General features: G+C 61.5%; 17 protein-coding genes, 1 tRNA gene and 3 pseudogenes. 14 read left to right on the plus strand and 7 right to left on the minus strand.

All coding sequences use genetic code 11. The features are described from left to right. Nucleotides 1–2 precede the first annotated feature (2 nt). From mltG to IEX32_RS05630, 3 genes are all read left to right on the plus strand, one after another. Complete coding sequence (gene mltG, locus IEX32_RS05620) at nt 3–977, plus strand: endolytic transglycosylase MltG (protein ID WP_188769350.1); 975 nt, start codon at nt 3–5, stop codon at nt 975–977. A 90-nt stretch (nt 978–1,067) separates the two neighbouring features. Beyond that, nucleotides 1,068–1,625 carry a 2'-5' RNA ligase family protein gene (locus IEX32_RS05625; protein WP_229736112.1) on the plus strand — a complete coding sequence of 186 codons (558 nt, stop codon included), beginning with the start codon at nt 1,068–1,070 and terminating at the stop codon, nt 1,623–1,625. Nucleotides 1,626–1,723: 98 nt separating this feature from the next. Next, nucleotides 1,724–1,800 (plus strand) — tRNA-Met (locus tag IEX32_RS05630). Nucleotides 1,801–2,274: 474 nt separating this feature from the next. Here IEX32_RS05630 and IEX32_RS05635 read toward each other — a convergent pair. Continuing rightward, complete coding sequence (locus IEX32_RS05635; RefSeq protein WP_188769352.1) at nt 2,275–3,333, minus strand: PepSY-associated TM helix domain-containing protein; 1,059 nt, start codon at nt 3,331–3,333, stop codon at nt 2,275–2,277. Beyond that, on the minus strand, nt 3,333–5,486 hold the full coding sequence (locus IEX32_RS05640) for a TonB-dependent receptor (RefSeq protein WP_188769355.1): 2,154 nt from the start codon (nt 5,484–5,486) through the stop codon (nt 3,333–3,335). The genes IEX32_RS05635 and IEX32_RS05640 overlap by 1 nt, the downstream gene beginning before the upstream one ends. 476 nt (nt 5,487–5,962) lie before the next feature. On the opposite strand from IEX32_RS05640, the gene IEX32_RS05645 reads away from it, so the two are divergent. From IEX32_RS05645 to IEX32_RS05655, 3 genes and pseudogenes are all read left to right on the plus strand, one after another. After that, nucleotides 5,963–6,301: an Arm DNA-binding domain-containing protein gene (locus tag IEX32_RS05645; RefSeq protein WP_188769357.1), complete on the plus strand. Its 339-nt coding sequence runs from the start codon at nt 5,963–5,965 to the stop codon at nt 6,299–6,301. Then, nucleotides 6,291–6,551, plus strand: coding sequence for a hypothetical protein (locus IEX32_RS05650; RefSeq protein WP_188769359.1), 261 nt, complete (start codon nt 6,291–6,293; stop codon nt 6,549–6,551). The genes IEX32_RS05645 and IEX32_RS05650 overlap by 11 nt, the downstream gene beginning before the upstream one ends. Nucleotides 6,552–6,604: 53 nt before the next feature. After that, nucleotides 6,605–6,814: pseudogene (locus IEX32_RS05655) on the plus strand (transposase); the annotation flags it as partial. On the opposite strand, the gene IEX32_RS21060 reads toward IEX32_RS05655, so the two are convergent. Continuing rightward, complete coding sequence (locus IEX32_RS21060) at nt 6,752–7,105, minus strand: helix-turn-helix domain-containing protein (RefSeq protein WP_373285419.1); 354 nt, start codon at nt 7,103–7,105, stop codon at nt 6,752–6,754. The pseudogene IEX32_RS05655 and the gene IEX32_RS21060 sit on opposite strands and share 63 nt — an antisense overlap. Here IEX32_RS21060 and IEX32_RS21065 point away from each other — a divergent pair. Then, nucleotides 7,022–7,867 (plus strand): annotated as a pseudogene (locus IEX32_RS21065) (tyrosine-type recombinase/integrase); the annotation flags it as partial. The gene IEX32_RS21060 and the pseudogene IEX32_RS21065 sit on opposite strands and share 84 nt — an antisense overlap. Before the next feature lie 115 nt (nt 7,868–7,982). On the opposite strand, the pseudogene IEX32_RS20615 reads toward IEX32_RS21065, so the two are convergent. From IEX32_RS20615 to IEX32_RS05675, 3 genes and pseudogenes are all read right to left on the minus strand, one after another. Continuing rightward, nucleotides 7,983–8,207 (minus strand): annotated as a pseudogene (locus tag IEX32_RS20615) (IS110 family transposase); the annotation flags it as partial. 165 nt (nt 8,208–8,372) lie between these two features. Further along, a complete protein-coding gene (locus IEX32_RS05670) occupies nt 8,373–9,377 on the minus strand; it encodes an MBL fold metallo-hydrolase (RefSeq protein WP_188769363.1) in 1,005 nt (334 codons plus the stop codon). Between the two features lie 329 nt (nt 9,378–9,706). Continuing rightward, nucleotides 9,707–10,804: a Rieske 2Fe-2S domain-containing protein gene (locus IEX32_RS05675; RefSeq protein WP_188769365.1), complete on the minus strand. Its 1,098-nt coding sequence runs from the start codon at nt 10,802–10,804 to the stop codon at nt 9,707–9,709. Nucleotides 10,805–11,078: 274 nt separating this feature from the next. Here IEX32_RS05675 and IEX32_RS05680 point away from each other — a divergent pair, with 274 nt between their 5' ends. The 3 genes from IEX32_RS05680 (at nt 11,079) to IEX32_RS05690 (ending at nt 13,613) form a co-directional block, all read left to right on the plus strand. After that, nucleotides 11,079–12,011 carry a VOC family protein gene (locus IEX32_RS05680; protein ID WP_188769366.1) on the plus strand — a complete coding sequence of 311 codons (933 nt, stop codon included), beginning with the start codon at nt 11,079–11,081 and terminating at the stop codon, nt 12,009–12,011. Nucleotides 12,012–12,029: 18 nt separating this feature from the next. Next, nucleotides 12,030–12,596 (plus strand): cytochrome b, encoded by a 567-nt coding sequence (locus IEX32_RS05685; RefSeq protein WP_188769367.1) that lies wholly within the window; start codon nt 12,030–12,032, stop codon nt 12,594–12,596. Between the two features lie 99 nt (nt 12,597–12,695). Then, on the plus strand, nt 12,696–13,613 hold the full coding sequence (locus IEX32_RS05690) for a LysR family transcriptional regulator (RefSeq protein WP_188769368.1): 918 nt from the start codon (nt 12,696–12,698) through the stop codon (nt 13,611–13,613). Nucleotides 13,614–13,632: 19 nt separating this feature from the next. Here IEX32_RS05690 and IEX32_RS05695 read toward each other — a convergent pair whose 3' ends face one another. Next, a complete protein-coding gene (locus IEX32_RS05695) occupies nt 13,633–14,571 on the minus strand; it encodes an NAD-dependent epimerase/dehydratase family protein (protein ID WP_188769369.1) in 939 nt (312 codons plus the stop codon). 291 nt (nt 14,572–14,862) lie between these two features. Here IEX32_RS05695 and IEX32_RS05700 point away from each other — a divergent pair, with 291 nt between their 5' ends. The 4 genes from IEX32_RS05700 to IEX32_RS05715 all read left to right on the plus strand — a co-directional run bounded on the left by IEX32_RS05700 (nt 14,863) and on the right by IEX32_RS05715 (nt 19,176). Then, nucleotides 14,863–15,921 (plus strand): fumarylacetoacetate hydrolase family protein, encoded by a 1,059-nt coding sequence (locus IEX32_RS05700; protein WP_188769370.1) that lies wholly within the window; start codon nt 14,863–14,865, stop codon nt 15,919–15,921. A gap of 253 nt (nt 15,922–16,174) precedes the next feature. Continuing rightward, the gene (locus tag IEX32_RS05705) at nt 16,175–16,954 is read left to right on the plus strand and encodes a cyclase family protein (RefSeq protein WP_188769371.1); all 780 of its coding nucleotides are present in this window, start codon (nt 16,175–16,177) and stop codon (nt 16,952–16,954) included. A 137-nt stretch (nt 16,955–17,091) separates the two neighbouring features. Continuing rightward, on the plus strand, nt 17,092–18,156 hold the full coding sequence (locus IEX32_RS05710) for an amidohydrolase family protein (RefSeq protein ID WP_188769372.1): 1,065 nt from the start codon (nt 17,092–17,094) through the stop codon (nt 18,154–18,156). Nucleotides 18,157–18,402: 246 nt separating this feature from the next. Continuing rightward, nucleotides 18,403–19,176: an SDR family NAD(P)-dependent oxidoreductase gene (locus IEX32_RS05715; RefSeq protein ID WP_188769373.1), complete on the plus strand. Its 774-nt coding sequence runs from the start codon at nt 18,403–18,405 to the stop codon at nt 19,174–19,176. Nucleotides 19,177–19,484: the final 308 nt, after the last annotated feature.

Genomic DNA, 19,484 nt, shown 5'->3' on the forward strand with positions numbered 1-19,484 from the left:
CGATGATGTCCCGGCGCGGTTGTATTCTGGCGGCGGCACTGGCGCTGGCCGCTTTCGTTGCCCTTGGGAGCTTCCTGTGGGGCTGGTACGCCCCCGGCCCGCTCGAAAAGGACCGGGCCTTCGTGGTGTCGAGCGGCGCGAGCCTCGCGGCCGTTTCGGACAAGCTGGAGCAGCAGGGCATCATCCGCTCCGCCTCCGGCTTTTCGCTGCGGGCACGCATCTTCGGCGGCGGCGGTTCGATCAAGGCCGGGGAGTTCGCCATTCCCGCGCACGCCAGCCCGGCGCGTGTACTCGGCATCATCACCAGCGACGATGTCATCCGCCGCTACGTGACGATTCCCGAGGGCATGCCCTCGATCATGGTGCAAGAGCGCCTGATGGCGACGGAGCAGCTTACCGGTGAGGTCGCCGTGCCCGAGGAAGGCTCGGTCCTGCCGGACAGCTACGCCTTCCAGTCGGGCGACAGCCGCGAGGACGTGCTGCGCCGTATGCAGGTGGCGATGAGCCGCACGCTCAGCGAGCTCTGGCCCAAACGGGCCAGCGACATCGCGGTGAATACGCCCGAGGAGGCGCTGATCCTTGCCTCGATCGTCGAGAAAGAGACCGGCAAGCCCTCCGAGAGGCGGATGGTGGCAGGTCTTTACTCGAACCGGCTGAAGAAGGGGATGCTGCTGCAGGCCGATCCCACGATCATCTACCCGATCACCAGGGGAAAGCCCCTCGGGCGCCGCATCCGCCAGTCGGAGATCCAGGCGGTCAACGACTACAATACCTATACAATGGTCGGTCTGCCCAGGCACCCGATCACCAACCCGGGGCGCGCCTCGATCGAGGCCGTCCTCAATCCGGCGAAGACGGACGCGCTTTACATGGTGGCGGACGGCACCGGCGGTCACGCCTTCGCATCGACACTTGCCGAGCACAACGAGAACGTGAAGAAATGGTTCGCCATCCGCCGTGCGCGCGGAGAGCTGTGACCCGCTGCGGCGTGCGGCCCGAACCACCTTTCGGCCGGATCTGTATTGTCGCGGCATGACACGGACGCATTCATCGCTTCGGCTCAAGGAGTGGTAGTCATCGGCACGAATTCGTCCGACCCGTCGCAGGCGGCCGCGCGCAGTCCTCGTGCGCCGCTGTTGGTGACGGCGGAACTGCCGCCCGACGTACTCGCCTGGGCCGATGCCTTGCGCCGCGCCCACTACCCGCCCGAGCGCAATCGTCTGCGAGCCCACGTCACGCTGTTCCACGCGCTGCCGCCCTCGGTGGAAGCCGAACTGGTGCAGGTGCTCTCCAGCCTCGCCCGCCGTCCGCCGCCGGCGGCGCGTATCGATGGCCTGATGAAGCTCGACAGGGGCACGGCGCTGACGGTCGCGAGCCGGGAGATGGTCGAACTGCACGGCCTTATCGCCGAGCGCATGCACGGTCTCCTGACGCACCAGGACACACGGCCCCTGCGCCTGCATGTGACGATCCAGAACAAGGTGACGAGCCAGGCCGCAAGGGCACTCCAGGCGGAACTGGAGCCTTCGCTCCAGACCATTGCCTTCCGCTTTCGCGGCTTCGGTCTCTATGCCTGGGAAGAAGGCCTGTGGCGCGAAATCCGGGTGATTTCCTTTCGCGGGTGATCTGCACTTTTCAGTGTTGACCGCGTCCGGCCTCCCCCGTAAAGGACGCGGCCTGCATCGCCCCTTTTGCGGTGCGGCCGGAACAGGCCATCTGGTATGGCGGAGTAGCTCAGCCGGTTAGAGCAGCGGAATCATAATCCGCGTGTCGGGGGTTCGAGTCCCTCCTCCGCTACCATCACCCCTTCCGGCACGATTTCCACCTTTGCCCGGATTCGTCCGGCGGCATAATTTTTTGCAAAAAAATCAAAGATTTGCCGCGTCCCTGCGCGGGTGGCAGCGTCCAGCTCGATCCTGGCGTATCCGCGCACGGCGATTTGAAGTGGGGGTGGATTGGGGGTATTTTTCGTGGGTACCCCCAACAGGCGATACCCCCAGATGCCGCTCAAGGAACTCGAGGTAAAATATGCGCCGCGTCGNCGTATTTCAGAATGGGGACGCCCAGGGCCTGGTTCAATCCACTGACAAGGTTCCGGCGTAAGGCCGCATTCCAAGCAACTGAATGGACATGCACGACTGGAAGCTATCAAGGTATCGCTTTGAGCCGTCCAACGGCAGCAACGTCGGCGGTCATTACTGGAAAGGTTTGAGGCGTAATGGATGACGCGCGCGGAAGGGGATCGATCAAAGAGGTGGCCAGATCATCCGCAGCCTATCGTACTTGCCGTTTGGGACGAACGAACCAGAACGTCCAGACGGCGAGCGTCCCCAGTAGGGTCAGCGCGATCCCCGATAGTGAAACAATCAGACGATAAGGCAGCCCTCCGACTTTGCCGGCATGGAGCGGGTAGAGGGCGTTGTAGGCATTGACGGTTCGCGACAGGTCCGCGGCATCGCGCGCGGCAACAATTTCACCGGTATCGGCCGCAAACCAGATCGTCGTACGGCCATTGGGCAGCCATTCTTCGGGACTGCGCATGCGCAAGGTGATGAGGCCGTTGTTCTCACGCGGCAGCGAAAGACTGCGCACCTCCGCGTCCGGAAACCGCGTGCGGGCGGCGTGGATCATTCCGGCCCAATCGAGCCGCTCGCCGACAGCCGCAGTCCGGGCCGGTGGCGATGTCAGCGCAGCACTGATCTCCTGCGGCGCGCCGGGGCCGAACAGCATCGCAGCCATCGGCCGGAACACCAGCACTGCCCCCGTCATCAGCGAGAGCATCAGCAGCGGCGCGATGACAATGCCAAGGTCTCGATGATGACGCACGATCGCCGGCCGGGTCATGCGCGCGGGCAGCAGCCGCCATTCGAAGGTCCGGCGCGTGCGCCACCACAGGACCACGCCGCTCACCACGAAGACCAGGCCGCAGATGGCGGCGATGCCAATCACGGCCTCGCCCGCGTCACCGACGAAAAGATGATGGTGGAAATCGAAGAGCCAGAGTTCGGGCCGCTCCCATTGGCTCGACCACCTGCCAACCGGGTCGCCTGACTGCGTGACATAAGCTCCGGCTCCGTCCTTGTAGGCAAGGCGGTTGAGACCGAAGCTGGAGCTTGCAAAGGTGATTGACTGAGGCCGATGCTCCGGACTTGCCATCAGAAGCTGCGTGACCTCGGCCACCAGAGCAGTATCCTGCATCTGCGCATCACCGCTGTGGGGTAGCGTGATCCACGCGTCCTTGTGGAGCAAGATCGTCCCCGTCAGCCCCAGCAGGGCAAGCAGAAGGCCGATCAGGCCCCCTGTCCAGCGGTGGAGCGCATCGAGCAGCTTCATCAGAAGCGGTAATCCCACCCCAGCGTGAAATTGCGGCCGCGCCCGGCGAAGAAATGAGCATTGTCTGTCGGGCGCACGGTCTGCGTGTAGTAATCGATGTAGGACGCGTCGAAGATGTTCTGCGCCGCCAGCGTCAAGGCGCCGAAGCCGGTCTGGTAGCGCAGGCTGATGTCGGTAACGTTATAGCCATCGAAGCTGTAGAGATCGTTGTAGCTGCCCGGCGTGCGTTCGAACTTGCGCGAGAGGAAGAGCAGGGTCTGGACCCGGGCAGAGAACGGGCCATTGCGATAGCTGGCGGCGAGGTTCAGGCGGTCGGGCGAAATGTTGGCGCCGTTGAGGTCACGGTCCACCTTGTCTATCCCGTCACGAGAGCCGTCGGTACGGCCAATGAGATGAGCATAACCGGCCGAGAGGGTGAGACCCGGGACCGGTGTTTTCGCTGCAAGGTTGATCTCGACACCTTCGATCTCGACCCGCTGGCGCTGCACTTCGAATACGCCGCCAGTCTGAACCAGCAACGAGCCGTTCTTGCTCGCCGACCAGAAATAGGCCGCGCTGGCATCGAGCGGCCCTCGCTTCGCCTCGACACCAATTTCACGATTGTTGGAGACGATCGGGCTGATGTTGACATAGTCATCGATGTCAACGCTCGCCTGGTTAACTGCACGGGCGATGCGGCCCACGTCGGGCACCGTGTAACCCTCGGCGTAACTGGCATAGGCGCGGAGGCCCTTGATCGGCTCCAGGATCACGCCGCCGTTGAACAGCGTATCGCTGAACTTGGGCGTGCCGCCGGCAACGTCAAAACCGCCGTAGCTGGCCAGCGTCGTGTAGTCGTCGATGGAAATCCGCACGTCCTCGTATCGCATGCCGCCCGCGAGCCGTAGCTTCTCGTCCAACAACGCGAGGTTGAACTGCGCGAAAGGGGCGATACTGCGATAGTTCGTCGGCGGCACCCAAGAGCGATCGGTGGCGATGAGGCGCTGCTCGGTACCGTCGTAAAGCAGATCGAGGCCTAATGTTGCGGTCAGCGCCTCGAAACCTGGCATCTTGCGCTCGTAGGAGAACTTGCCGCCGTACTTGCGGCTGCGGTTCTGCGACTGGTCGAACAGTGCGCCGATTGGCGCGAGCGCGGCGTCCTGGAAAGTTGCGATCGGCGCCACTTCGCCGCCGTAGGTATCGCGTGAGCGGTTCCAGAAGATCTGCGCCATCAGGCTGCCACCCCACAGGTCGCTGTCGGTCAAAGTCAACGCGGCGCTTTCGGTGCGGTTGGTTGCCGTCTTGCCGGGAGGCGTGCCGCGCACCGATGTGGTCGGCAGGTCGATGGTGTAGTCACCATTTTCCGGCACGTAGTCGCCTTCACCCTCCAGCTCGAAGCGGCTCAGCATCAAGTCCAGCCGGGCGGTGTCCGAAAGCGCATAGCCGAAGCGGCCGAACAGCGACCATGAGCGGCTGTCCTGTGTTTCGCCCTGGGTGAGGTCGGTGCCGATGCGCCGGCCCTTGCCGTCGTAGAATACTCCGCGCTTGTCGAAAGCGGCGCCCATCGTGGCGTCGAAACGGCCACCGCGCCAGCCGAGCAGCCCGGCGACCTTGCCACCCAGCCCGTCGCCGCTGAAGCCGGTGTCGGCGCTGCCCTGGACGAGCACGCGGCCGGAGATACCATCGCGTTCGGGAGGGCCGACCGTCACCTGATTGACGATACCGCCGGTGCCGCCGATGCCCTGCAGCGCGTTGGAGCCGTAGATCACCTCGACCCGGTCGACGAAGAAGGGATCGATGGTGAAGCCGTCGCGCGCGCCGTCGCGCAGCGGCGCCGTCTGCGGAATGCCATTGATTGCGTAGAGGGGCGAACGGCCGCGCAGCGTCTCGCCCGCGCCGGAAAGCTTTTGGCGCGTTGGCGAGAAGGAAGGCGTCAGCGCAGAGACGGCATCGACGATCGAGCCACCGATGGCGACCTGCTGGGTCAGCGTCTCGCTGTCCAGCACCTCGACAGTCATCGGCAGGGCATTTGCCGGCAGTTCGGTACGCGCAGCGGTAACGACAATGGGCCCGTCCAGATCGCTATCGGGACTCACCGCGGTCTGGGCGAGGATGGGCGCCGAACCAAAGACCATCGGCAAGACGAACAACGTGTGGCGACATTTGACCGACATGGAAAATCCCCTTCGGCGGGCGCCATTAGGGAATGTAATCCAGGGTTGCAAGTCATTATCATTAGCGTGACTGGTCTATCCGTTTGGCGCGCTCGACGCCCGCCGCAGGCATGTGAATGTGGGGCCGCTTTCGCTTGACCCGCGAAAGTGCCGGAATGGCGGCTCTGTTGGCGTCAGCGAACCTCCAGCTCTAACTTCTTCTGGGTGAATTCCGGCGATTGCGACTTCGACTTGCGGCAGCTGCTCAGGCGAGCCACTGAGATCTCCTCCGCTACCATCACCCCTTCCAGCGCGATTTCCACCTTTGCCCGGATTCGTCCGGCGGCATAATTTTTTGCAAAAAATCAAAGATTTGTCGCGTCCCTGCGTGGGTGGCAGCGTCCAGCTCGATCCTGGCGTATCCGCGCACGTCGATTTGAAGTGGGGGTGGATTGGGGGTATTTTTCGTGGGTACCCCCAACAGGCGATACCCCCAGATGCCGCTCAAGGAACTCGAGGTAAAATATGCGCCGCGTCGGCAGCGGCCATACAAGCTCTCCGACGGCGGAGGATTGCATGTGCTCGTGCAACCCAACGGATCGAAGCTGTGGCGGTTGAAATACCGCTTCAACGGCAAGGAAAAGCTGTTGAGCTTCGGAAAGTACCCCGACGTCACCCTGGCGACCGCACGCGCGAAACGCGGCGAGGCCAAGGCGTTGCTTGCTGATGGAGTCGATCCGGCGGCACTACGCCAGGCCGAGCAGAAGGAACCATCGGTTGGGTTCGGCGATTGCCTGACTGGGTCAACGATGCCATTCAGGCGGCATGACAGGTAGTTCGCGCAAGCTTCAGAGGATTGGTGCTCTTGATATTGCCGAGGCGATCAGCGCCGAGATCGGCTCGTACGTGGACATGAACTTCGTTCAGTTCCTGGCCGTAGAAGGCAGCCAGGTTCGGTGCTGGTACATGAACAGCGACGGTGATGGGCCAACGTTCGAGATCACGCTGACATTCGAGGTTGATGGCTGGTCGATGGAATTGGCTGAGCATCCGCCCGGAGCCGAGCAAGAAATTGAAGTTCCTTGATCCGATTCGCTGTGATGCTTCCTTTTTGCGGCGAATGCTGATTCAGCGTTGGCATGAGCCGATATGATTTGACCGACTTCGAATGGCGCGTGATCGAGCCGCTGTTGCCCAACAAGCCCCGAGGCGTGCCGCGCGTTGATGATCGGCGGGTGCTGAACGGCATTTTCTGGGTTCTGCGGTCCGGTGCGCCTTGGCGCGATCTACCCGAACGCTACGGTCCACGAATCACCTGCTACAATCGCTTCGTGCGATGGCGGAAAGCAGTAAGCGCCGACGGAAGGCGGCGTTGACGTAGCCCCTAGCCGCCAGCGCACCACGCCATGTGCTGCTGGGATCGGCCCAGCCTCGACAATCTCGGCGAGCCGCGCACGCTGCTCGTTGTTCAGGATAGAGGACCGGCCAGGAGCCTTGCGTGTCGCCAGACCATCAGGACCGCCTTCGTTGAAGCGTAGGACCCAGTCGCGCACAATCTGCAGCGTCACGCCGNCAGCACCTTCGAGGCCGTCGCGCGGATGTGGCACGCCAATCGTGAAGAGGGCCTTGATCCCGCCCACGCCAAGCGAGTGCTCAATCGGTTGGAACGGGACGTCTTTCCAGAGATCGGTGCTCTTCAGTTCGCCGATATCACAGCGCCGCAGATACTGAGCATGATTCGCAAGGTCGAGGCACGCGGTGCACTTGATATCAGCAGGCGGCTCAAGCAGGGGGTCAGTCAGGTATTCCGTTTTGCAATCGCGAACGGGCTGACCCAGCAAGATCCTACGATGCACTTGCTTGGTGCCCTTAAGCCCAGGCCGCGCGTGCGCCACATGGCGCGTGTGCCCATCAAGGAGATTCCCCAGCTCGTCACGGCGATCGCCCGATACGATGGAGAGGAAACGCCGCGTTGCCGTGAGTTGACCCGCGATGCTCTGACGTTCACCTTGCTCACGTGGTCGCGCACGGGCGAAACCCGCTTCGCGGTGTGGGATGAGTTCGAGGACCTGGATGGAGATGAGCCGCTATGGCGCATCCCGCCCGAGCGCATGAAGATGCGACGTGAACATCTGGTGCCGCTATCCAGACAGGTCGTTGATATATTGCACCGACGCCGGCGAGCTACCAACGATCGATTCGTATTTCCCGGCTCAAAACCCGGCGCGCCGATTTCGGCAAACACGATGATCTATGCCTGCTACCGGATGGGCTATCGGCGCCGGCAAACCGTGCACGGATTTCGCGGTCTCGCCTCGACATGGGCGAACGAGGCGCAGATATACAACCCCGACTGGATCGAGATGGCGCTGGCCCATTCGGATGCAGACGAGGTCCGGGGTGCATACAACAGCGCACTCTACCTGGCCCCTCGCAGGAAGATGTTACAGGAATGGGCGGACATGCTGGCGAGCGCGGCAACGGCACCCACGTCAGCATCTGCAAATTCGAGAAGCCCGACATCAGACGGATTTCGTGACCGTTTCCCTCAAACAGCCGGCCAAGATGATGCGCACCACAGCAGGCTTCCATTGCAATCACGCAAGGCGGCATCTTCGCAACAAAGTCGATCAGTGTCTGACGGCGCATCGATCGACGCATGACAACCGCTCCAGCCGCGTCAATGCCCACCACACTGCAAGAGTTCTTGCCCAGATCAACACCAAGGATAACAATAGCCATCGGTCCGCTCCTTCCTTTTCTGACACCGCCATCATAATCGATGACCGGAAAAAGGGGCGGGCCATTCCATAATCAACAGTCTTCGCCTTCGCGAGTTGTGACGATGACCTACGTCATTAGCACGGCGTGATGGGCGAAGGATGGCGTCACGCTGCACAAATCCGATCAACGGCAGCCGACATCGAGTGAGCCCAGATCGCGCCCGAAGTGCACCGCACCGGCATAGTTTGCTCTTATTCCATCCAGCAATCTTCCGGCACTTGCGGCCAAGGGCGTCGGCGGAATTGCATAGTGGGTGAGCAGGACCTGCTTCGCATCGGCCGACTGCGCCATCTGCCCGACCTGCTCCGCGGTAAGATGATGGGTGAACAGGTGCCTTTCTACCTGCTCCCGAATAGTCGGGGGCATGTCGGGCCTCTGGCGGCTGATCTCCTCTATCAGGGCCTCGAAATCCATGATTTCGGTTACCAGCAGGTCGGTTCCGGCGGCGAGCCGGGTCAAAGCCGGACTAGGCCCTGTGTCCCCGCTGTAGGTGATGGAGCGATCAGCCAGGTCAAAGCGATAGCTGAGCGACTGTGCCCCGGGAGCGCCCCGCTCGCCGTCATGATCGAAATGCGTGTTCGCAGCGGCAGTAACGGTCAACGGAACCTGTTCGACGCGCTGGCCGTTCATGAGTTCGATCACTCGCACAGCGTCTGCGGGCGGGGATCCGGCCGCCCCGACGCCAAAACCAATGCGAGCCTGCGGTTGCATCGAGGTTATCAAGCCGTCGACGAGCTCGCGGGTTCCCGGGGGGCCGTAGACGGTCAGAGGGCCCGGAAAGCTGTTCATCCAGCGCAGCCCCACCACGGCGGCGAGACCGCCGGTGTGGTCGAGATGGTGATGGCTGATGAAGACGGTGTCTACAGCGCCGAGGTTCATCCCCAGGCGACCCAGCTGGTTCACCGTGCCGTCGCCGGTATCAACCAGGATGTGGCGATCTCCGACCCGCAGCAGGTTCGAAGGCTCGCCCCTGTCAGGTGTCGGCATTGGACCCCCGGCCGTGCCCAATGTGGTCCAGGTGAACGGTATGCAGGCCCCGTCCGCCTGCTGGGCGCCAGCCGGCGCAACAACGGACAGGCCGGTGGCGACCATGCCGGCTAACAGCACGGATTTCGCGATATTCAACATTCGTTTTCCTCGTGCGGGCATTCGCTTTCGTCCGGCCGGCGACCGGCGGCGAGTTGCCGGCAATTGCGCTGCGAACGAACCGGACTGAACGCCACGGAGCGGACGGCGCGGGATTCGACCGGGTTGGGCATAAGGCCGATCGGCGGATTCTGTGTCGTTAACTCGATGACGGCACGCACTCCAGGACGAGGCCGGCACTTGGCCGATTCACGCAGTTGGTTGTGCCGAATGTTCCGACGACGAACAGCGTAATCCACTTCCATGGCAGCGATCTGGAATACCGGGAACAATGACGCACTAATGGCGGGCCAAGATTGAGGATCAGACACCTAGGCGATAGCTTCTGCCTTCGGTTCGCCCATTGCCGCTTCGGCATCGAGTGCGCGCTGCATGAGGCGACGCAATTTGCCGGCTGCGGTATCGCTCCTGACCGCCAGTTCCACCGGCGGCGGGCCGAATTGCACAAGCTGGCGCTCGATCGCTTCGACTGCCTCGATATCTTCTGCCCGGACACGGGTATCCGCATGGCGCAATCCCTCGCCCAGGGCGTCCGCGTCCAGCCGGAAATTCCGCGTCTGGGTTCCAAAATAGTGGAAACTGGTTTTGGTTTCAGGCGTCACCACGTGGTGAAACCAGACTTCGCCGTAAACCCTGGGATCAACGGGCTTGCCGTCGATCGACCGGATCGTCTGGCTCGTATTCAGGAAATAGCCCGGCGCGACGGTCATCGCTTCGTTGTCCGATTGCGCCTTACCTTCGAACCGGTTCTCTTCGCCGAAGACGGCCTCGTGGTACTTGCCCCAGGCGGCGGCATCCATCCTGCGTGTCACGATCATGCCGCCTTCGGTCTCCTCGATCTCGATCGACGCTGAAGCGATCTCATCGAAACCGGCCGTCATCGAATGCAGGAAACTGATGTGCGTCAGGTCCATCAGGTTTTCGAGGATCAGCATGTAACGTGCGTTGGCATGCATGGGCTCCATCATCGGACTGGTGACAAAGCCGTCCCCCATCTTCATCTGGTCGAGCGTCGGCACCTTGCCCGGATCGGCCAGATCCGGATCGCCAGGCCATATCCATACCCACGGCCCGCGTTCAACGACGGGGTAGATCTTCTGGCAGAAACGCATCGGGGTGTTGGCCGCGGAGGGGATATCGACCACCTTGCCGTTTTCGCCGTCGAACACGAAGCCGTGGTAGTTGCAGCGGATGGCCTCTCCCTCCACCGTGCCATGAAGGCCAAGCGGGTAATTTCGATGCGGGCACAAGCCGTGCATCGCCCGCATCCGTCCACTCTCGCCGCGATAGAGAACGACCGGCTTGTCCATGATCGTGCGTTGCAAGGGGCCGTCGGCGATCTCCTGCGCCATCGCCGCCACGTACCAGGCGTTGCGCAGGAACACATTCTCGTCACGAAACGGATACATTGAGCCAATCCCAACAGGCAATTTTCTGTTTGTTCGGTCCAACCCTAATCGATCATGGCGGCATCCCACCAATCGATTGGAGTGTCCGAAGCGATCCGCGGGATCGATGGATAGTACCGGTTGCAGGACATTCATCCATCAACCTTGTCGATACATTGCATCTTTAAGCACGGTTTGATCTGGCGCCGGACAGCGCTGATACGAATGGCTTGCCGGATAGCCATGCCGGGCGCGCGCCGCAGGCACCGCGGGAGAATTCATTCGGGAGTGTTGGATGCGAATACGATCACTTCATCATGCCAGTCTGGTGGTCACGGACCTGGACAAGACGCAACGCTTCGCCGAGGATTTCGGCCTGAAGACCGTGCGCAAGGCCGGTTCGAGACTGTACATGAGGACCGACGGCGGCGACGCCTATTCCTATGTCGCAGAGCAAGGCGACGAACGTCGGTTTATCGGCCTTGGCTTCACGGTCGAAAGCGAAGCCGATCTCGAAGAAGCCGTTCGCGAACATGGCGGCACGCCTATTGTCGAGCTTGACGGTCCGGGCGGCGGCCGCGCCACCACGCTGACCAGCCCCGAAGGCCTGAAGTTCGAACTGATCTACGGCATTGTGGAAGATCAACCCAAGGCACCGCAACCGCACCTCAGGCTGAACGCACCCGGCGAGCGGAGCCGGTTCGCTGCGCCGCAATCGGAACGTCCCGCCGGACCTGCCACCCTGTTCCGGCTGGGCCATGTCGGCCTCTATGCCAAGGACTTCGCGGCGAACGCCGAATGGCTTCAGAACGTCATGGGCATGAAGCTGAGCGACGCATTGTATGCGCAATCGCCGGACCATGCGGTTGTCGGGTTTTTCCGACTGGATCATGGAGCGGAATGGGTTGACCATCACACCATCTTCATCGGCGCCATGGGCATGACCGGCCTTCACCACCTGTCGTTCGAGGTGCAGGATTTCGAAGCGCAGTTTCGCACCCATCGCTATCTTCAGGACAAGGGGTGGGATCCCAACTGGGGCGTCGGCCGCCATCCACTCGGCAGCCACGTTTTCGATGTCTGGTTCGATCCCGACCGTTTCCGCTTCGAGACGTTCTCCGACACCGACCTGCTCAATGACGAGCATGAGACCGGCCTTCACGCAATCAAGGAACAAGACATGGATTGCTGGAGCTCGGATCCGCCAGATCGCTATTTCGCCCCCTGAGCAGAGGCCATATTTCGCATGACGAAGATCGACGCTTCTCAACGCTATTCCGCCACGGCTGTCGTCCTGCATTGGGCGATCGCTGCGCTTGTCCTGACGGTACTGGGACTGGGCTTGTACGGTTCGGACCTGGAAAACCGTACCGGCGAGCGCCTCATCAACCTTCACAAGGTGCTGGGATTGAGCGTTCTGACGCTGACGGCCGTGCGCATCGGCTGGCGGCTGACGCATCGACCGCCGGCACTGCCCGATGGCATGGGAGCGCCAATGCGTTGGGCCGCGCATGGCGCACACGCACTCTTCTATATCCTCCTGCTGGCGCTGCCCCTCTCGGGCTGGCTGATGACTTCGGCATTTCCCCAACGCCATGCGATTATGGCGGGGCCGCTTCAGATCCCGTTCCTGCCGGTTGCCCCGGACATGGCAGTCGCCGGCGCGGCCTTCTTCGCCCATGAAACGGGGAGCTGGGCCATGATGGCGCTCGTGGCGCTGCATGTCGCGGCCGCCGTCTGGCATCAGTTCATCGTGAAAGACGGCTTGATCCGTCGCATGACCCCATCACCGCGCAACTCCGCCCGGACCTGAATCCGATTCCCGGCGAACTTCGCCGATCGTTTATTGAATTGATAAAATCGGTGCATTCACTTAAACCTCACCGCAAAACCGATAGCGGGGGGAAGAGGCATGCGTTTCGATAAACTGGACCTGAATCTGCTCGTCGCGTTTGATGCGCTGATCGAGCGGCGCAGTGTTTCCGTCGCCGCGAATGATCTCTGTCTCAGTCAGTCCGCCATGAGCGGCGCGCTCAATCGCCTGCGTGAATATTTCGAGGATGATCTGCTCGTCCAGAGCGGACGCAGTATGTTGCCGACACCCCGGGCCATTGAACTGGCCAAGCCCGTCCGGGAAGCCCTTCTTTTTGTTCGCGGCAATATCACCACGCCGCAGCAATTCGATGCGGCAACATCAGAGCGATGTTTTTCGGTCGTCGGATCGGATTACGCGCAGCAAATCCTGCTGGCGGAGGCGATCGGCGAAATCGCCAACGAAGCGCCGTCGATCACTTTCAAGATCACCAACCCGGACAAGGCCTGCGTGGACAGGTTCAATCGCGGCGAGATCGACATTTTCATCACGATCGAGAGCAGTTCGCTTGGCCTGTTTGACACGCACCCTCGTTCCCTGTTGTTCGAGGACGAAGAAGTCGCAATTTGCTGGGACGGGAATGAGACCTGCCGTCACGGCGTAACGCTGGAAGCCTTCAACAACCTCGGTCACGTGACGGTCAATTTCGGTCCGGACAGGGTTCCGGCCGTTTCCGAGATGATTTTCGAGGACAAGGGCATTGCCCGCAAAATCGAGGTTACGGTGCCTACCTTCAGTTGCCTGCCTGGTGCCCTTCTGGGTACCCAGCGTATCGCCACGATGCACCGCAGGCATGCAAACTTCTTCGCGCGGCACATGCCGATCAAGGTGTTTCCGCTGCCTTTCGAAATGCCCAAGGTTCGCGAGATGATGGTCTGGCATGCATCGCATAACAACGATGCCGGCCTGAAATGGCTGCGCGGGAAATTCCAGTCGATCGCGGATCGTCTGGATTGATCTGCTCGCAGGCGTCAGGTCAAGCGAACCCGGCCTCTATTGCCGCCAGCCCGGCCTTCACGAGACTCGCGACATCGCCATCGTGGCGAAAGCCCAGCCGTTCGGCTGCCGGCGTTTCGAGCGGCGGCTGCTGACCGAACCCTTCCTGCATGGCGGGATCGACATCGTAGCTCACCAACTTCGGGTTCGCGCCGGTTTGCCGCGCGATCTCGGCGACCAGCTCGTCCATCCGAAGACGGATCGCCGGCAACGTTATGGCCGCGCTTTCGGGCACGTCGCTGCTCTTTACGGCCTTCAGCGCATGGACGAAGTTGTCAGCGATGCGGCCCAGGGACATTAGCCACAATGTCGCGCTTGGTTCGACCGGCAAGGAGATTTCGCGGCCGGCGCGAAGGGCATGGAACACGTTGCTCATGAATGCGGACTTCATCGTTTCCGACCCTGCCGGACGGGCGATAATGCCGGGCAGTCGGATCGAAAGCGCCGACAACTGCCCGCGCCGGGCCAGCGTGCCGAGCCAGATTTCCATGATCGCCTTGTGTGCGCCGTAATACATGTACGGCGCTACCGGCGTAGTATCGACGACCTTGGGCGGGAACGGCTGCCCGAAGACACCGATACTGCTGGCTGCGACGAATGGCGCGCCGGGCATGAGAGCAGCGAATTCGTCGGCGAATGCCATCGTTGCATCGACATTGATCCGGCGTCCTTCCGAGGGGTCCCGCTCGGCGGCGCCGCCAGGAACGGTGGCGAGGTGAATTACCGCCTCCGTCCCGCGCAAGGCGCGTTGTCGTATCGCAGGATCGCCCAGATCTCCTGCGATCATGCTGTCGGCGCCACACGCTTCGAGACTCTCCGTCGTCAGGTCGTGACCCCGCACGATATGTCCCTCACGGGAAAGAAGTCTGACGAGTTGCCGACCGACGAAGCCGTTTGCTCCGGTTACCAAAACTTGCATTGTGTTTTCTCCCGGAAGCCAGTTTCAGTTACTTCTTTTCATCTGGTCGAGTGGATAGGCAGGGATGCAATGTCCAATCGATTTCACTCACAGATCGTATTGCCTCGATTAATAGTGTTCTTTCGCCTGACACTCTGGGGCAAAATCCTGCCTGGCATCGGCTTGAATGATAGATGACTGCGCACCTATCGATTTGACCGGGGGGACCTGTGCGTGGATGGGGGAGGCCGACACAAGAAGAGAACGGTGCCCGAGATCGAGAGCACGTTCCCTCAAATGGAGGAGAAGGTCATGACTCAGTTCAATGCGGCGACCGGCCTGGCCGAAGGCAGCTTCGGCATCGGCACTTATGCGCACGGTGGCAAAGCCTTTCCGGGATTGGTTCAGCCGGATGGCACCGTATTCGACCTGAGCGAGATGTATTCCGACACCCACGCGATTTTCGATGATTGGGATCGTGCGCTCGACAAGCTCGCCGACCTCGCCGCGAAAGGGGGCGAAACCGGTATTCGGTTTGAAGCCGTGGAATGCCTTCCCCCGGTCGCGCATCCCAACATGTTGTGCGCGGGTTCGAATTATCGCCAGCATGTCGCCGAAATGATGACGCACAACAAGTTCAACCAACATCGGCGCAAGCCCGGCGAAAGCGACGAGAGTTTCTTTGAGCGCAATCTTGCCGAAGTCGATCGCCGCGCCCGGGAAGGGGCGCCGTTCTTCTGGACGGGCCTCCATTCGTCGTTGACGGGCGCCAACGCCGATATTCCCATGCCGATCGTGGGTGAACATCACGATTGGGAATTGGAATTCGGAGTGATCGTCGCGCGGTCGGAGCGGTACGTTAAGCCGGAAGACGCGAACCATCTTATCGCGGGCTACGTGATGGTGAATGATCTCGGCTCCGTCGACGAAGCGACCCGGCCCGATACACGGTTCGAATTCGACTGGATTTCGAAGCACCAGCCTAACTTCAAGCCGACCGGTCCCTTCATCGTGCCCAAGCAATTCGTGGACCGCTCGCAGGTGCGCATCCATCTCAGGCATAATGGCGAAACGATGCAGGACTGGCCGATCAGCGACATGATCTTCCCGCCTGAACAGCTGCTGTCTTATGCTTCCGAACGGATCAGGCTGATGCCGGGCGACTTGCTGATCACCGGATCGCCCCCGGGTAACGGCGCGATGCATGGCGGCCGCTGGCTGAAGCCGGGCGACGTGATGGACAGCGAGGTGACCTTCCTCGGTCGTCAGCACAACAAGTGCGTCGAAGATGTCGAGGGGAAGGAGCGTGGCTATCATTTCGGCCCCTTCACCAAGATGTGGGAAAGGTTCCGGGCGCAGGAAGAAGCCTGATCCCTGCACGTAGCCGGTCAGATTGACGAGGGGGCGGAAGCCGGTGTCGACCAGATGTCGCCCTCCGTCTCGATCCGGCAGGTTGGCGGCACCATGATGGCGGCCAATGGCTGCTATCGCGCGAAGCGTTTTGTTTGGCTGAATATCCCGCGCTAGGGTTCGTGACTGAAATGCGCCTGACAACAGCGCATGGAGATGAGCAGGTCCAGAGAACCTGTTTGCCGTTCGGTGTCCGAGGGAAAGTAGGAGAGTTATGGCACGGCGATTTGTCGATCTGTCGATCTATCTGGAGAACGATGTCGTCACGGATCCACCGTTCATGCGGCCCGAGATCAGCTATATGGGGCACTTGGAGACGCTGGAGGAAGCGCGCTTTTTCTTCCCGGGCATTGAGGCGGAGCAGTTTCCCGGTGGTGAAGGTTTTGCCGCGGCGGAGATGGTGAAGCTCAGCACGCATAATGGAACGCACCTGGACGCACCCTACCACTATCATCCCACGATGGACGGTGGCGAACGAGCCATCACCATTGACGAGGTGCCGCTGGAATGGTGCTTCCAGCCAGGCGTGAAGCTGGATTTTCGGCACTTTCCCGATGGCCATGTCGTTACGGCGCAAGAGGTCGAGGACGAGCTGGCGAGCATCGGGCACCAACTGCGCCCGCTCGAAATCGTCCTGGTCAATACACGGGCAGGCAAGGCGGTCGGCGATCCGGACTTCGTCAACATCGGCTGCGGCATGGGTTACGATGCGACGATGTACCTGACCGAACGCGGCGTTCGTGTGACGGGCACCGATGCGTGGTCATGGGACGCGCCGTTCAAGTACACGGCGGAACGGGTCCGCGAGACCGGCGATACGTCGCTCATCTGGGAAGGGCACAAGGCCGGCCGCGACATCGGGTACTGCCATCTGGAAAAGCTGCACAATCTGGAAGCGCTTCCGGCAGACGGGTTCGTCGTCAGTTGCTTTCCGCATAAGATCAGGGGCGCTTCCGCGGGTTGGACACGCGCTGTCGCGATCATCGAGGAATAGGCAAGCATGGCCGGATCGCAACAGGCTTTTGTCGTGCGGGGCGGGACCGGCGGAATGTCTGCGGCAATCGCGCTGAAAGGCCCAGTCGCGCTTGACAGGATGGGCCGCGCAACGGGCGTTCGCGGGGAGCGGATCTGATGGCCGATACGATTTCCACCTGCGGGCAGGAGCGGCGCCCGATCCCGGTCGAGCAGCGTGGCAAGCACCTTGTCATCGACATTCACTGTCACCTCAATGTGGCGGCTGCGGAAGCCTATGTCCGGTCGCACGTCGACAATCCGCCAGATCCCCTGGCATTCATGTCCGCCGCATCGAAAGCGGTGAATGGAAAGCTGTTCGCGGAGATCGGCAAGAAGCTGAACGGCGTGGACGATCGCATCGCGGACATGGACCGCCTGGGCATTGACGTGCAGGCGATCAGCCCGTCGCCCGGGCAGTACTATTACTTCGCACCGCCCGAGGTGGGGCGGGAAGCCGCGCGCATCGTGAATGAGGGCATTGCCGAGGCGGTGGCGCGGCATCCTGGCCGACTGGTTGGCATGGGGACGGTGCCCCTGCAGGATACCGGGATGGCCATCGCGGAAATGCGGCGCTGCGTGTCGGACCTGGGCCTGCGCGGGATCGCGATCAGCAGCCACGTGAACGGAGGCGAACTGGCCGACCCTTCGCGCCGAGCCTTCTTCGCGGCGGCGGAAGAACTCGGAGTGCTGTTGTTTATGCACCCGCTGGGCTTTACGCACGGCCATCGATTGGCCGAGCATTACCTGGACAATATTCTCGGCAATCCGATGGAATCGACCATCGCGTTGAGCCACCTCATCTTCGGCGGCGTGCTTGACGCCCACCCTGGCCTGAAACTCTGCGTGGCGCATGGCGGCGGCTATCTGCCAGGATACTGGGGCCGGATGGATCACGCCTATCGCGTTCGGGAAGATTGCCGCGAACATATCTCACGCGAACCGTCGTCCTATTTGCGGCAGGTCTGGCTCGACACGCTCGTCTTCGATCAAGATCAGCTTGACAGCCTCGTCCGCACGCACGGTTCGGATCGCCTGTGCCTTGGGACAGACTATCCCTTCGACATGGCAGAGCCCGATCCGGTGGGCTTCCATGCCCGTCTGGACGAGGCGGACAAGCAAAAAATACTCGGCCAGAACGCGGCGGCTTTGCTGGGCTTGGCTCCCGGATCATGCAGTTGTTGAACTGACGGAAAATCCGGCATGCCGATCGTAAATTAGCAGGCCCTTGGCGAATTCGTGGCCACTGACCGACGACGCCGGGCGGCGTGATCGCAAGCGCACAAAGGGGCATCTGTGTGCTCGAACCAGGCGACTGCCAGATTCTCTGCCCGGGTTCGACGCCGCGACTTCGGATAGGCGCAAGAATGACACCAACGCCGCGAACGCATCAGCGATCCGGTCGGCGTGCCAACTAAAAGGAACAATGTTATGCCGCGTGCCTTGATTACTGGTGCTTCGTCCGGGATTGGCCGGGAGTTTGCCGAACAATTGGCGAAGCGAGGCTACGATCTCGTTCTCGTCGCCCGACGCGAGGCTCGCTTGCGCGAACTGGCCGTCAAGCTTGGCAGGAGCGGTGTGGACATCGAAGTACTTCTCGCCGACCTTGGTGAAGCAACCGGCCTGCGCAGGGTCCGTGAACGCATCGCGGAGGGCGGTTCTTGTGATCTTGTCGTCAACAACGCCGGATTTGCCATTCGCGGGATGGCACCTGACATCGCACTGGATGACATTGCCGCGATGCTGCTAGTCAACGTGGAGGCGGCGGTCGGCGTTTCGGTCGCAGCGATGAAGCGGATGATGCAGCAAGGGCAGGGGGGCATCATCAACGTCGCGTCCGGAATGGTTTTCATGCAGATGCCGGACAATGCCGGCTATGCCTCATCGAAGAACTTCGTCATGGCTTTTACCCGGCATATGCAAGCCGAGGCAGCGGAATCCGGCGTCTACGTGCAATTGCTACTCCCCGGCGTAGTAGCGACCGAAATGCATCAAGTGGCAAAGGTCGACCTCTCCGGCTACCCGCCGGAAATCGTGATGCAGGTAGAGGATCTCGTGGCATCGTCGCTTAAGGCGTTCGATACCGGGGAACTGGTCTGTATCCCCTCGCTGGCCGCCCCAGGGCTGTGGGATGCCTATGTCGCAGCCGAAGGTGCCTTGGCCGTAAATGTTTCCCGCGACAGCCCTGCTGAGCGATACAAGTAAGGATCAAGATGAAAGCGGAGCGGGACCGCATCAGCGGTCCCGCTCCGGCCGTCTCCGTTTGGTTGGCTTCTGCAAGCATTCGCTCGACATATTCGTCAGCTCTGTCGGACTCGCGTCCCAGCTTCCATGTCGCGGCATTGGGCGGGTACGAGCTATGAACTTGGTCGGGTGGCATGTCGGGCGTTGTTGATAGCAATCTATCACGCCTTTCGATGCCAGCCATCGACTCGGTGCGTTTGTCTTCCGGGAAATGGAGCCGCATGAAGGCTGCATTCAAAATGCACTTAGCTGCATTGGCCGAGAGAGGA

Source organism: Novosphingobium endophyticum (assembly GCF_014640675.1).
In the GTDB taxonomy this organism is placed as follows: Bacteria; Pseudomonadota; Alphaproteobacteria; order Sphingomonadales; family Sphingomonadaceae; genus Novosphingobium; species Novosphingobium endophyticum.

Excerpts from the sequence above, each read along its gene's own strand:
- IEX32_RS05680 (WP_188769366.1), top strand. The coding sequence starts at position 11,079 with ATGCGAATACGATCACTTCATCATGCCAGTCTGGTGGTCACGGACCTG.
- mltG (WP_188769350.1), top strand. The coding sequence starts at position 3 with ATGATGTCCCGGCGCGGTTGTATTCTGGCGGCGGCACTGGCGCTGGCC.
- IEX32_RS05695 (WP_188769369.1), bottom strand. The coding sequence starts at position 14,571 with ATGCAAGTTTTGGTAACCGGAGCAAACGGCTTCGTCGGTCGGCAACTC.
- IEX32_RS05690 (WP_188769368.1), top strand. The coding sequence starts at position 12,696 with ATGCGTTTCGATAAACTGGACCTGAATCTGCTCGTCGCGTTTGATGCG.
- IEX32_RS05650 (WP_188769359.1), top strand. The coding sequence starts at position 6,291 with ATGACAGGTAGTTCGCGCAAGCTTCAGAGGATTGGTGCTCTTGATATT.
- IEX32_RS05640 (WP_188769355.1), bottom strand. The coding sequence starts at position 5,486 with ATGTCGGTCAAATGTCGCCACACGTTGTTCGTCTTGCCGATGGTCTTT.
- IEX32_RS05685 (WP_188769367.1), top strand. The coding sequence starts at position 12,030 with ATGACGAAGATCGACGCTTCTCAACGCTATTCCGCCACGGCTGTCGTC.
- IEX32_RS05705 (WP_188769371.1), top strand. The coding sequence starts at position 16,175 with ATGGCACGGCGATTTGTCGATCTGTCGATCTATCTGGAGAACGATGTC.
- IEX32_RS05645 (WP_188769357.1), top strand. The coding sequence starts at position 5,963 with ATGCCGCTCAAGGAACTCGAGGTAAAATATGCGCCGCGTCGGCAGCGG.
- IEX32_RS05710 (WP_188769372.1), top strand. The coding sequence starts at position 17,092 with ATGGCCGATACGATTTCCACCTGCGGGCAGGAGCGGCGCCCGATCCCG.
- IEX32_RS05675 (WP_188769365.1), bottom strand. The coding sequence starts at position 10,804 with ATGTATCCGTTTCGTGACGAGAATGTGTTCCTGCGCAACGCCTGGTAC.
- IEX32_RS05715 (WP_188769373.1), top strand. The coding sequence starts at position 18,403 with ATGCCGCGTGCCTTGATTACTGGTGCTTCGTCCGGGATTGGCCGGGAG.
- IEX32_RS05700 (WP_188769370.1), top strand. The coding sequence starts at position 14,863 with ATGACTCAGTTCAATGCGGCGACCGGCCTGGCCGAAGGCAGCTTCGGC.
- IEX32_RS05635 (WP_188769352.1), bottom strand. The coding sequence starts at position 3,333 with ATGAAGCTGCTCGATGCGCTCCACCGCTGGACAGGGGGCCTGATCGGC.
- IEX32_RS05670 (WP_188769363.1), bottom strand. The coding sequence starts at position 9,377 with ATGTTGAATATCGCGAAATCCGTGCTGTTAGCCGGCATGGTCGCCACC.